This window comes from Paraburkholderia sediminicola, from assembly GCF_046026855.1.
Classification (GTDB): Bacteria; Pseudomonadota; Gammaproteobacteria; order Burkholderiales; family Burkholderiaceae; genus Paraburkholderia; species Paraburkholderia sediminicola_A.
The window spans coordinates 138098-151170 of the sequence record NZ_JAQQET010000014.1; the positions used below are offsets into that span (position 1 = coordinate 138098).

Genomic DNA, 13073 nt, shown 5'->3' on the forward strand with positions numbered 1-13073 from the left:
GATGCTTAGAAACAAGGCCGTCTGGCTGTCGTTCAGCGCTTTCCTTTTCGACTTATGCGCAGTCGCGGCCGCCTGGCTGGTTGCGTACGTCATTCGCTTCAACGGCCTGGTCCCGGAAGACTTTCGGGCGGGTGCGATGCACTCGCTCCTCTGGGTCTTGCCGACGTACGGCGTCATGTTCCGTATCTTTGGCTTGTACCGCGGCATGTGGGTCTTTGCGAGCTTGCCGGATCTCGTACGTATATCGAAAGCAGTCATCGCTGGGGCGCTCGTCGCCATGGTTGTTTCGGTGCTGGTCCAACCCATGCCGATCGTGCCGCGCTCGGTGCTGGTGGTGTCGCCGTTATTTCTGTTTCTCGCAATGGGCGGATCACGCGCGCTGTACCGTGCGACCAAAGAGTTCTATCTGTATGGCGGGCTCGTTGGACAGGGTAAGCCGGTCGTCGTGCTCGGCGCAGGCAATGCGGGCGCGAGTCTCGCGCGTGAGCTATCGCGTTCGAGCGAATGGCGTCTCGTCGGCTTGCTCGACGACGATGTTTCCAAGCACGGCCGCGAGATCTATGGCTACAAAGTACTTGGCTCGATAAGCGAATTGCCGCAATTGGCGGAAACGCTGAAGACAGAATACGCAATCATCGCCATTCCCTCCGCCACGGTGGATGTGCAGCGGCGCGTTGCGACGCTATGTGTCCGGGCTGGCGTGCGCGCGCTCGTGCTGCCGGCGCTAACGGACGTCACGCAAGGTCAGGCTTTTCTGTCGCGCGTGCGGCAAATCGACCTTGAAGATTTGCTCGGCCGTGATCCGATCCATATCGATACGCCCCATGTAGAGGCACTGCTCCACGACCGGATTGTGATGGTCACGGGCGCCGGTGGGTCGATCGGTTCCGAATTGTGCCGCCAGATTTTGCGCTTCCAACCGGCTCAACTCATTGCTTATGACTTGTCCGAATTCGCGATTTATCGGCTGACTGAAGAGTTGAGCGAGCGTTTTCCAGGCGTGTCGGTGATTCCGGTTATCGGCGATGCCAAGGACTCGCTGCTGCTCGATCAGGTGATGTCGCGGCACACACCGCACATCGTATTTCATGCGGCCGCGTACAAACACGTTCCGCTCATGGAAGAACAGAACGCATGGCAGGCCGTACGTAACAACGTGCTTGGCACGTATCGGGTGGGCCGCGCTGCGATTCGCCACGATGTGAAACATTTCGTGCTGATCTCGACCGACAAGGCAGTCAATCCGACTAACGTCATGGGTGCGAGCAAACGTCTGGCGGAAATGGCGTGTCAGGCTTTGCAGCAGACCAGCGCGCGCACACAGTTCGAGACAGTTCGGTTCGGGAACGTACTCGGCAGCGCCGGCAGCGTCATTCCGAAGTTCCAGCAGCAGATTGCGAAGGGCGGTCCCGTTACGGTGACGCACCCCGAGATCACGCGCTTCTTCATGACCATCCCGGAAGCGTCGCAACTCGTGCTGCAAGCGTCGAGCATGGGGCACGGCGGCGAGATCTTCATCCTCGACATGGGCGAGCCGGTGAAGATCGTCGACTTGGCTCGCGATCTGATTCGCTTGTACGGCTTTAACGAGGAGCAGATTCGGATCGTGTTTACCGGCCTGCGGCCTGGCGAAAAGCTCTATGAAGAACTGCTGGCTTGCGACGAAACGACAACGCGTACACCGCATCCCAAATTGCGGACTGCGCGTGCGCGGGAAGTGTCGGATGATCTGCTGGACAAGTTGTTGCCCTGGCTCATGCAACACCGCGTATTAAGCGACGACGAAGTTCGCCGCGATCTGCGCCGCTGGGTACCGGAATATCAACCGGCCAGCGCGCCGGCATTGCGTAGTGTGAGCAACGTCGCGCCGGTCACGCGGGCTTCCTAGAACCCGCGACGAAAGTGTGATCCCGAGTGCTGTCAGACTCTTGTGACTACCGCACTAACAGAATGCCGACTCCAACCAGGCCCACAATCACGACCCAGTACGCCGCGTGAACATAGCGGGCCTGTCGCTTGTAGCGCGCCGTGTAAGACGGCGCGAAGTCTTTCATGCGTTTCTCGAAAACACTGATCGGGTTCGCAGCGTACTGCTCATAGAGCGGACGGTTGCGCTCGTAGATGAGGCGATGCGACTCATCGACCTTGCCCAATTGAACCAGTTCGGTTGATCTTGAGCTTTTCTTAATGCGGTAGAGGTACAGCGGGGCATCGATATAGCGGACCTTAGATTGTGGGCTCAAGAGGCGCACGTAAAACTCCCAGTCCTCAAAGCCATAGACCATTTCCGGCGAGTACCCGCCAGCGCGCAGAAACGCTTCGCGCCGGTACATGGTCGTATTGACAATCATGTTTTGCCAAAGCAGCTTTTCATAGCTGTATTCAGGCAAATGCCACACCTTGCGGCTTTCGCCAAAACGCTTCGTCTTTGTGTGGACAAGATCGGTATCCGGATGCGCGGTGAAACACCCGACAGCGCGTCGCAGAAAATCAGGGTGCAACTTGTCGTCGCCATCGAGCGGCACAAAAAGCGCGCCTTTTGCCTGCGCAAAGCCGAAGTTTCGTGCTGACGCGACTCCGCCGTTTTCCTTGGTGAAGGAGCGGAACCTGCGCTCCTTCTTTGCATACCGCTCGATGATGGCCTCAGAGCCGTCAGTAGACCCGTCATTCACGACGATACATTCCCAGTCACTATAGGATTGGCGCAAGACAGATTCGAGGGCTTCTGCGATGAATTCTTCCTGGTTGAAGCAGGGTACAACGATGGAGACTTTCGACATGGCCGGTTTTTAATGGTTACTTGCCGCTTTCTAACAGCCTCCTAAAGGCTGAGGAATCTCGATGAGGCCGATAAAGACTACGACTGCGAGGCTTCCTTCCCGATTATCTCTTCTTCCTCACCACCATCCACCTAGGCGACTTGAACCGCACAATACTCACATAAAGCCAGACATAGGTAAGCGCAAACACCACCACAAAACAGAACAGATGCAGCGTATGCCGCCAGAACAACGTCGCCGGCACAACCGCAATCAGACACAGCAACCAGAGATAGGGCGACGTCAGCGAGTTCCGCCGCGTCAACTCGCGAGCGGTGCGCGTGCCGACCGCCCAGCGCATCAAGCGCTTATAAACCAGCATATGCAGATGCACTCCATCGGGAATCCCCGGCGACATCCCGCGAATGAACTTCTTCCGGTAGATCGAGAAGCAGGTCTCGAAGATCGGGTACATGAAAAGCAGCACTGGATACCACGCCGACACATCGCGGTTGCGCATTACCAGCATGATCGACAGCTCGGCGAGCATGAAACCGATGAAGTACGCGCCGCCGTCGCCGAGAAAGATCAGCCCCGCCGGAAAATTCCAGATGAAGAAGCCGAGCACCGCGCCCATCATCATGAACGACGCCGACAGCACGATCGGATCGGACACCTCGAACGCCACGTAAGCGAGCGAAGCGAACATCATGAACGCGACCATCGACGCGAGGCCGTTGAAGCCGTCGATGATATTGATCGCGTTTGCAAGCGCCGCGACGGCCAGCACGGTGACCGCGCAGGAGATCACCGCATACGAGAGCAGAAAGTCGAGCGGCGGCACGCTGATGCGCGTCACGGCGATATTCAGCAGGAAGTAGGCGAGAGCGGCGGCCGCCATCGTGCAGACGAGCCGTGCGAGCGGCGAGACGCGCTTGGTCAGATCCTCGACTAATCCCGAACCGAACGCCGGCATGCCGCATGCGATCAGCCCCAGGATGCCGCCCGACACGGCGGGATACGCATGATGCAACTGCACGGCGGACACGATCAGCCCGACCAGAATCCCGGCCCCGCCGATGCGCGGCACCGGGCGCACGTGGAATTTCTGCACACCGGCCAGATCGGTATCCGTCGAGAATTTTTCATGCAAATGCGCATAGCGCACGATCAACAGGGTGATCAGCAGTGAAACGAGAAAGCCGAGCGCGAAACTAAGCATGAAAGTGGGCCTGAGCGAAGACGCCGAATTATACAAACGAAACGCATGACCCCCAGAAAAGCAGCGTTCGCGCCAAGCGGGCGAAAAATCCCAGATAGTGAGGTTTTGGCTGCCCGCAAAGCCATGCCTGTCATGGATTCCACCTATGCAGCGAGGTCTCGCGAGGGCCGTTAACCTAGATGCGGTGAAGTGTAAGTTGCCGGCGAAAAAGACGATCGCCGACGCATCACGGGGTTCGCCGCCGATCAATGAGACGTTCCGGAGACCCAATGCTTAACAACATCACCATTCGTGGCGGCCTGACGCTAGTGATCTGCGTATTTGTCGTTTTCCTGCTGACCGTGATCGGCGTAGGCTATGGCGCGCTCAAGCTCGCGAATAGCAGCCTCGACGAAACGCAGCATAGCGCTGTGGCGCTGTCGCATCTGAAGGCGAGCTCGGAGAAGCTGCTGCAAGTGCAGCTCGCACTCGGCACTTATCAGACACTCTTCAGCGTCGGCAAGCAGACTGACGACCTGTTGCCGGCCGCGCACAAGGTGCTGGTCGAGTCGAACAAGGATTTCGCCAATTACATGGTCGGCCCGTTCGCAAGCGACGACGAGAAGAAGCTCGCGCAAAACGTCGAGCAGGCGCGCAGCACACTCGTCGACAAGGCGATCGAACCTGAATTCAAGGCGCTGACCGACTTCGACTTCAACACCTTCCGCAATATCCAGGGCGAAACGGCGAACGCCTTCTACGCGACCTATTCGAAGGCTATCGATGCGCTGCAGCGTTTGCAGACGGACAGCCAGCGCAAGCAGGCCGAGACGGCGGCGCAGCGCTTCCAGCTTGCGACGCTACTGTTCGCGGCAATCGGCGCGATTTCCATCGTGATCGGCGTGATGGCGCGGATAGGCTTGTCGGCAGCGGTGATCAAGCCGGTGAATGCAACCATCAAGCACTTCGAGCGCATTGCCGCCGGCGATCTGACGATCGCAATCAAAAGCAGGTCGCGCAACGAAATGGGCCAGTTACTGAGCGCACTGACGAAGATGCGCGAAGGTCTCGTCGAGACGGTAGCAAAGGTGCGCGGCAGCACGACGGCGATTACGCAAGGTGCGAACGAGATTGCGGCAGGCAACGCCGACCTGTCGTCGCGGACCGAGCAGCAGGCAGCGGCACTTCAACAGACCGCGGCGAGCATGGAGCAGTTGTCGGCGACGGTGAAGCAGAATGCGGATAACGCGAAGCAGGCGAACCGTTTGGCGCAGGGTGCGTTAGATACGGTAACGCGTGGTGGCGCCGTGGTGTCGCGTGTCACTGAGACGATGGATGGGATCACCGAGTCGTCGAGGAAGGTGGCTGAGATCATCGGCATGATCGAGGGGATCGCGTTTCAGACGAACATACTCGCGTTGAACGCGGCTGTGGAAGCGGCGCGGGCGGGCGAGCAGGGGCGCGGCTTCGCGGTGGTGGCCTCGGAAGTGCGTAGCCTCGCGCAGCGCTCCGGCTCGGCTGCGAAGGAGATCAAGGAATTGATCGGTGAATCGGCCACCAAGGTAGAACAGGGGGCATCGCTCGTGTCCGACGCACAGAAGACGATTCACGAAGCCATGGACGCGGTTCAACGCGTCACGGGCGTCATGAATGAAATCGAGGCGTCAGCGCTTGAACAGAGCGACGGGATCGAACAGGTCAACAAGGCGATCTCACAGATCGACGAAGTCACACAGCACAATGCGGCGCTCGTCGAAGAGGCTGCGGCGGCGGCCAAATCGCTGGAAGAGCACGCGGTTGCGTTGCGTGATGCAGTCGCGGTGTTTCGGGTAGAGGATTAGCGTCTGACCTACAAAGCCGCACCGACGCGTCTCCAGAAAAGCCACGGTCACCAAAGGACCAGTGCGCGGCTCCCTTGCCCAGCGATACTCGGCGATCATGCTGTTCTCGAGCGCACAACCGAAATCGTGCGCATTGAGCCCAGCAGTGCCGGATTTCTGGAGTCGCGATTTCGTGCCACCCTGGCTTTTTGAGATTCGCAGTGGTGCGAAAAGTTTTTTTGACGAGCGATGGTGCGACCTCAGTCGAGACGGTTCATCGGGTAGTGGAAAATTCGGTTCAACATTATCACGCCTCATCGCCCACTGTGGCTTGCCTCCGGAGTAAGTACCCGTTACGGGCCGGTCGATCAGGGGCGGAAACAGATCGACCATCTCGTGCTTCAGATCCGTGTCCGCGTCACCGCGCGTGATCCATTTCGAGGCGGTGTTCACGCCCATCTCGATCTCGCCGCCGCTCGGCCGGATCCTGTCGGAGATATCATTCATCGTCGCCGGGTTGCCGGTTCCTTGAGCCGATCAGCGTGACGAAGGACCCTTGGACACATTAATTTAAATGCCGTGCAGCACTTCGACCTTGGTCGCTCCAGACCGTGCGGCTAGCCCCGATTTTTGCGCGAAGGCGTGATCATGAGTTTTCTCACCCTCGGCTGTGTGTCCTTGGGCACAATTAATTTACCCATCACCGCTTTTCGCGATGATCGGCCTCGCGACCTGAATTTGGTTTTTTGAAGACACAGAACACTTGCTAGCGATATTAGCCCCCGCGCGTCTGGAGATCATCAGACTGCTTCGCGAAGAGGGATCTGCGCCAGCCGACACGATTGCAGCATGTCTTGGTCGTGACAGGTTGATGGTCAGCAGAGACTTAGGAGTAGTTCTCGACGAGCGAATCATCGACCTTGAGTGTGATGCGTGTTACGCATTTGGTTTTGAGGGCATTCGCGTAGTGTTGCAATACTCGCCCTCCAGATTTGAATGAGTCGATGGATGTGCCGATCATCCGCCTGGAATAGGAGGCGCTCGGGGAGGACGGAAAGCTGCCTTCGGGCGGATTCATTGAAGTTGATGGTGTTTTCCGGACTGGCACCTCAGAGGAGAGCTATTGCACGTGTGGATACGGCTATTGTTCGCACATACTGGCGCCGCTCCTGGGGCGAGCGGGTCGTTCTCGTGATCGCTTGCATCAAGCCTCCGATCCCGGCAATGCGCGTCATGGTTAGCAATCTTAAAGACTACGGTTGTTTTAAACCGGCAACCTGCCTATCGAGCTTCCGGTGGCACGCGCTCGTGGGCTTGCACTCAGATATTCATGAGGGAGACTGGCATTGCAGCTGCTGTCCGTCTGTTGCGCCGCTCAACAGTCTCATTTTCATTCTCAATAAAATGGAATCCGAATGAATTTATTAAGAAAACTAGTTGAATGTGTCTTTCCATCCGATAGCGGTGATATCGATCTTCCATTGCTCGCCATCGTGGCAGCAACATTAAGCAGTGGTGTCGTCGCCATAGTGTTATGGATTGTACATTCCCCTCCCACATCGCCAGCGTCGGATGTGATGCCGCACGATTGTCTGGAACGCTGCGAGAAGATGTGCAACGGTCAGATCCGTTAGCCGCCGCAGCGCGCGAGATTTTTACCAACTCAAGCGAGAAAATACACATGCGAAAATTTGGTTTCTACCGGCATGTCTTCTGGACAGAATGTATTGCCGTTTTCCTTGATTGCGTGCAGCCGCTGGTCGTCGTCGCGCGATGGCTGCTTAGGAAAAAATAGGTTGTAGTCTGCCACCCGCTTTACGCCCACACCCGAGACGGTGTGGGCGGAAGGCCATATGAATCCTTCCTCTTATCTCTTCCTGATTTTCCCTTTCGCGTCGTCCACACTGCGAACATCGCATCTGCATGCCGCATCTTCGTTTTCAATACCAGCCTACCGTGTGCCTTTCACAATCGCCCATCCATGGCGCCGTTCCTGCGCATCCCCGGGATCTGGGTTGACGTGGAGAACCTCAATGAGGCGGCCCCTGGTGGATAGCGCCCCGACGGATAGCGCCAGGCAGATTGCGGATTGTATTGCCATCGTGATTGTCGGCGTCCACCACGAGCTCTCAAAGATGATCGCGGTGGACGAGCAACGTTTTGCGGGCAATCCCTGTTGGTCAGCAGGTGTGGCAGTACAAGTGTCAGCCGTAATCCAGAGGGCGGCAAAATCGCGCGTTCCGGATTTGCTTCATCTGTGAGGGCACACGTGCTCACCTCACATGTTTCGCGCCGGTAAGTGAGCGGAACTATACCGGCTTGAAACCCTGTGGTTCGTCGGCAAAGTGCCCCGCCGATGTCGACTGCGGCGCGACTTCGCTGGCGGCTGGTTTGGCAGACCGTTCTTCGCCCGCTTGCTCGTGGGAGGCCATAGACGGGATGGCCTGCGGTAGCACCATGTCGAGCGCTCGCGTGAGCGCGGGCTTGAGTGCCTGGAATCGCCTCTGCAGAATCATCCGGTCGACCAGCCCGGCCAGCTCACCCTCGCCCGCGCCCTGGCTGTGAGCCTCAGCCAGCAGCGACTCATAGTTGACGGTCTCCCGCATGGCGTCACCGATCGCAAAGTGAGCCCGCTCCAGCGCCGAGACTACAGTGGACTCCTGAATGACTGCGTTCGGGCTGCAGTGGATGAATTGTGGGTTCTGGGAGAGGTAGGTATCGAGGGTCTCGAACCACCCCGTGTTTTCCTGGCCCGACTTCATGGTCGGGACACCGGTGCGCAGAATGCGCAGTTGCCCAGGCATCATGCCTGCCTCGGTCAGCTTCGCGATCTGTGTGATCGCGCCACGCTGGGAGTCCTCGCGAGGGGTGAACGTGATGATGACGCTGTGAAGGTCGCCGAGCGTTCCAGGCGTTTCGCATGCAAATTCGCACAGTGCATCGAAGCCGTTGGGGGCAATGCAGAGGATGGCGCGGCCGGATGTGCAGCTAAGCTTCCTGTAGCCTTCGTTGAAGCGGGCTGGTGTGAAGCGCTGCGTGTCGGGTTCAGCGTTTGCGTTGCCGCCACGCTGGTTGCTGACGGTGACTACCTGCCCGCCAAAATGTGCCTGTGCCAGTGAGCAGGTCGTTTCTAGGTTATCGCTCGTGGTCGGTGCGGTTAGAAGAATGTATTGTGGTTTCATCTGTGGCAGTGTGTAAGTTGGATTGTTGGCAACAGACCTGACGCCGGCTCCCGCCCCTTCTGGCTGGGAGCGCAGCGATGGTCAATGTACTCACCGGGACGTCGTTTTAATGCGGCGGTGTCGATAGCCATCGGGCCTGGCGGCCCCCGGGCGCTGGAATTGGTGGTGTCACTTTTCATGGTGGGTCCTGCCGCGTGGGTAGCCATAGCCATCGCTTTTCATCGCTAGTGAGGTTCATCGTTCGAGCTGTTCCTCGTGTTCCCGGTGTCCGCTGCAACGTTTTCCGGGATTGCACCGGCGTCTTTGGGGAAATATTCAAACTGATAGGTACCGCCGTCGGCGTTTTTCACTCGTTTGCGCTTGCGCGGGGCAACCAGGCCAGCAAGATCGCGCTGATCGCGACCTGAGAGAACCAGCAGCGTGCGCAACGCGGCGAGTACCATGAAAAGTTGTGAGTCCGGCATCTGTGAGGCCTCGCAGTGGGCGACGAACGGCGCAAGAATCGACGTCGGGATTTCATCGAGGCTCTTCAGGTCAGCGGCGTCCTGGCTTACGATAAACGCGTCAAAGATCTCCCACGCGGGACTTATCAGCCGGGCGAACTCGCCGCCTCGCGAGTAAGAGTTGATAATGCGGTCGATCTGCTGTTTCAGGTCAGGGTAATGCATAGGAATGGGCACCAGGGGTTGAGGGTGGATAGCGTGAACGTGGTTGGAAAGGTCAAAGGAAAGGTAATGCACGTTGGTGCCGGGTGCGTCGTTTTCCTGAAAGCGAACTGCGTTGCTCCCGGCAGATTTTTTCTGACTTGGGTTGAAGAGGATTCCATATAAAACGAATTGCAACGGATATCGCATCGCACACGCGTACTATCACTTGCCGGTTTCATTTTCTTCTCCAGCGAGACTTTCTGCGCATCTTTTCGGCAGAATTCGGGTTCCGCAGGTCGTTCGGGACTTCGCTCAGGTACCGTGCGCAACCCATAAACCGGCTTCCCTGCATGATTCGCGAGAAATGCGAAAGAATTCCACGCAGGTATACGCGAGCCGTGAAGGATTGACGGGATGGTCCGTGCCCAAGATCGGCGCTCACGTGAATGAGCACCGCGTGTTCATCCATGCCGCTTTGGAGGTATTCGAGCGCCTTGTCCTGTGCGTACGAATAACGTGCTGCATGCGAGGAGGTCTGTCCTGTCATGCCAATGGCGGTGTAGAGTGCCTTCAATCTGTTCAGGGCGCTCTCAAGCGAGTTGCGGCGGCCCGTGATCAGTTGGCCACCATTCGCATTGCAGTACTGAACAGCTGAACGCAGTACCCGGATCGTTTCTTCGCGGCGTTGCATCAGGATGGTGACCGTTCGCGACCTGCCGCCCTTTACACCGCGGCTGACTGGTACGGTGTGGTCACCGGCTGTGATGCAGTCAAGCCAGAGTTGAAGGTCCGGTGCGCTGCGCAGCGCTTCGAGTCGGCGGAGGCCCAGCAGGCGCTGCAGCAGGAGCAGCAATGCGAACCCCATGTTCAATCGCGCGGCGCGCGCGACGAACGCATCGATTTCAGACGGCAGTAACGCCCTTTTCTGGCCGTTGCGGTCGCGCGAAGAAATTCCCATCGCCGCGTTTGTCAGATAGTCAATATTCCGTCCGGCGCGCCTGAGGGCGCACCGGATTTCCGTGGTCGTGTTGCGCACTGTCCCCGGCGCAACACCCCTCGCGACGCAGTGCTGGATATAGAGGAGGATTGCTAACTCGGGTGTGTCCTTCACGCGCCTGGGCTTGATATCGAGGGTTCGCATGAAGCGGGCGAATGCAGTGAGTTCGCACATCGTGTTGCGATGACTCGCAAAGGCACCCTCTGCTCTACGCTTGCCGCACCCGATCTCGTGCACATAGTTTGAAAGCCAGCTCATTTTTCTGCTCCTTTTGAGATTGCATGGGCGGGCCCATGCGTATCTGTGCGGGGAAACGCACAGCTATCGTCAATCAGCAATCCGCGCAGTGCACTGCGCTGCGCGGTGCGGCTGGGGCGTTTGTGTAGCGGATGAAGCGAGTCAAGCGGGTGAAGCGGGCGAGGCAGCATGCAAGTGGTCATCAGTCACTCCGGGGCAAAGCTGGGTGGGCATACTCATCCAGCGGGAAACAGGTGCAGCTCTGGGCGCGGACTTCGCAGGTACTTGCGTTGGGGCCAGGGATGCCAATGGCAGAGGTGGCGCTCCCCGAGCTGCGGGAAAGCGGACTGCCGTCCGGGATTGCGGTTGCTGTTGATGGGTAGCTGATGTGCAGGGGAATCTGGAGTTAAGTTGGGAGAACCGGCGAGATCCGGTTTGAGATTCTCAGTGCAATGTCTGCTGGGGTCGGAGGGAGCCGCGGGTGCGTGCGGAACTTCTGCACGGAACGCACACAACGTGTCCTGGGAGGAGTGATTGCGTGCGACCGGGGGCTCGGAGAAATGCCAGTAACGGCATGGAGACGCTGGGTGCAAGGCGGGGCTCGAAGCCGAGGCGGCCGGACGGTCAGTTGCGTTACCGCGAAAGCGGTGACACGCAGCAAAGTATGACTATCCTGGCCGCAGCTATGGGCTGCACCCGACGTGATACGACGGTTTAAAACGAAGGGTTTATCGACCGCAGCAAGCAGTGCAGCCTTGCGGCTGACGCAGGCGGTCTGGTGAGTTCTATTGATACGCTGTCAGGCAGGATGGCTCCAGCCATAACAATGCGTGCCCGCCGCATGTGCATGCGGCCCGGCTGCTACCCTGGATTCACGTCTGGACGGTTGAAGAGCCACATGGCTGTGTCTCTCGCGTCCATTTTGCTGAGAAAAATAGTGCAGACAGAACCCGCGCACGCAAACACGCCGGTATGCTGTTGCAATCTTGATGGTCATTCAGCCGTAACAGCACGGCTTTTACTTTCATGATCCGTGACCGTCAGATGAGCCACGACCACTCGTTCATTTCGCAAGGATGGGCAAAAGTGTCCATCGTGCCAATCCCATTACGATTCGTGCCCTGAGCAACAGGCGGGAACCGGTGAATCATGCCCACCAAAAGGCTTTGTAAAACAGGTACTGCGATGAAGGCAATTCAATCATACAAATAGGCCGGCTGGCAAGAGCGTGCGAGCCGGTGTCGTAAAAAAGCGACACGTCGCGACCTGAAGGTGACAGCCAGTCAGATCTAAAGGCTCGTCCAGAATCAGGCGTTTTCCCAGTCGGTTGCCCACCCGTTAACACGCCTGACGGGCTCGACCGCCGGCTTGTTGGTTGACAATGTTGGTTGAAAAAAAGCCGACCATTTTGAGGCCGGCTTCCCATCCCCGGGATATCCCGGCCAGGACACGCTGCGGCGCTACTTGTCATAATGCTACGTCTGTCGCCAGCGTGTCCCACGGTGCGCTCAGCCGATTGCCTTCACGCACGATCAGTCCGGCCACTTCCAGATCCGTGACGTCTTCATGGACGCGCTTATAGTCGCGCGCCAGTGTCTTGGCGAGGGCACTGATGCTTTCCGCGCCTTCCCGGTGCAGATGGCGCAGCAGTTCCAGACGCTTGGGCGTGAGCGTCGCGGTCAGCTCTTCCCACGTGAAGAACGTTACGTGCCGCTCCTTAACGTCATCACCTGCTTCCGCGCGATTCCAGGCATTGATGAAGCGGTCGCCCATATCGCGCAAGGTGCCTACATGTACATTCAGTTTGTTCATTTCCCGCTCCTTTCGCGTTCCACATCATCTATAAAGTCAGCAACCATCTGTTCGACTGTGGTGAAGGCATAGGGCTCTTCGCGGTCCCGATAATGCCGGTGGTCTCCCTTTCCCCGCTCATTGTCGTAACCGATGATTCGCTCGCCATCCCGACCGTAAAACAGACTGTACTTCAGGCCGTGTGGTCTTTCGGCGTCCGCGCCCGGCAGGCGCCAGATTCGCATTTCGAGGATCGCTCCGTCCGGGTATGCTGACCGGTCCTCAAACAGTAAAGTCGCTTTCTTATGCATATGGCGCATCATGCCATACCGAGACTATGGCGTCAAATGCCATACCCTGCATTTCTTCAGGCTTCTGGTTCATACAGGTATTTCAGGTGGACCAGTTCGACGGCCGCTGGCGGCGTTGGCACGGTAAC

10 protein-coding genes are annotated in these 13073 nt (G+C 58.1%); 3 read left to right on the forward strand and 7 right to left on the reverse strand.

Annotation, left to right across the window (positions count from 1 at the left end):
- The first annotated feature begins 1 nt into the window (after position 1).
- Positions 2 to 1888 carry a polysaccharide biosynthesis protein gene (locus PQR40_RS17440; protein WP_408509495.1) on the forward strand — a complete coding sequence of 629 codons (1887 nt, stop codon included), beginning with the start codon at positions 2 to 4 and terminating at the stop codon, positions 1886 to 1888.
- Positions 1889 to 1934: 46 nt separating this feature from the next.
- On the opposite strand, the gene PQR40_RS17445 is transcribed toward PQR40_RS17440, so the two are convergent.
- Positions 1935 to 2780 (reverse strand): glycosyltransferase family 2 protein, encoded by an 846-nt coding sequence (locus tag PQR40_RS17445; RefSeq protein WP_408509471.1) that lies wholly within the window; start codon positions 2778 to 2780, stop codon positions 1935 to 1937.
- A 103-nt stretch (positions 2781 to 2883) separates the two neighbouring features.
- Complete coding sequence (locus tag PQR40_RS17450) at positions 2884 to 3981, reverse strand: MraY family glycosyltransferase (protein WP_408509496.1); 1098 nt, start codon at positions 3979 to 3981, stop codon at positions 2884 to 2886.
- Positions 3982 to 4250: 269 nt separating this feature from the next.
- Between PQR40_RS17450 and PQR40_RS17455 the strand changes: the two genes are divergently transcribed.
- Positions 4251 to 5801 carry a methyl-accepting chemotaxis protein gene (locus PQR40_RS17455; protein ID WP_408509472.1) on the forward strand — a complete coding sequence of 517 codons (1551 nt, stop codon included), beginning with the start codon at positions 4251 to 4253 and terminating at the stop codon, positions 5799 to 5801.
- A 742-nt stretch (positions 5802 to 6543) separates the two neighbouring features.
- A complete protein-coding gene (locus PQR40_RS39080; protein WP_494478197.1) occupies positions 6544 to 6780 on the forward strand; it encodes an HVO_A0114 family putative DNA-binding protein in 237 nt (78 codons plus the stop codon).
- A 1309-nt stretch (positions 6781 to 8089) separates the two neighbouring features.
- Here the strand turns inward: PQR40_RS39080 and PQR40_RS17460 are convergent.
- The 5 genes from PQR40_RS17460 to PQR40_RS17480 form a co-directional block, all read right to left on the reverse strand.
- Entirely contained in the window at positions 8090 to 8962 is an 873-nt protein-coding gene (locus PQR40_RS17460) for a hypothetical protein (protein ID WP_408509473.1), read from the reverse strand.
- Positions 8963 to 9186: 224 nt separating this feature from the next.
- On the reverse strand, positions 9187 to 9816 hold the full coding sequence (locus tag PQR40_RS17465; RefSeq protein WP_408509474.1) for a hypothetical protein: 630 nt from the start codon (positions 9814 to 9816) through the stop codon (positions 9187 to 9189).
- 28 nt (positions 9817 to 9844) lie between these two features.
- Positions 9845 to 10864: an integrase domain-containing protein gene (locus PQR40_RS17470; RefSeq protein ID WP_408358851.1), complete on the reverse strand. Its 1020-nt coding sequence runs from the start codon at positions 10862 to 10864 to the stop codon at positions 9845 to 9847.
- Positions 10865 to 12310: 1446 nt separating this feature from the next.
- A complete protein-coding gene (locus PQR40_RS17475; RefSeq protein WP_408358849.1) occupies positions 12311 to 12655 on the reverse strand; it encodes an HVO_A0114 family putative DNA-binding protein in 345 nt (114 codons plus the stop codon).
- The gene (locus tag PQR40_RS17480; RefSeq protein WP_408358847.1) at positions 12652 to 12945 is read right to left on the reverse strand and encodes a toxin-antitoxin system TumE family protein; all 294 of its coding nucleotides are present in this window, start codon (positions 12943 to 12945) and stop codon (positions 12652 to 12654) included. The genes PQR40_RS17475 and PQR40_RS17480 overlap by 4 nt, the downstream gene beginning before the upstream one ends.
- Between the last annotated feature and the right edge of the window lie 128 nt (positions 12946 to 13073).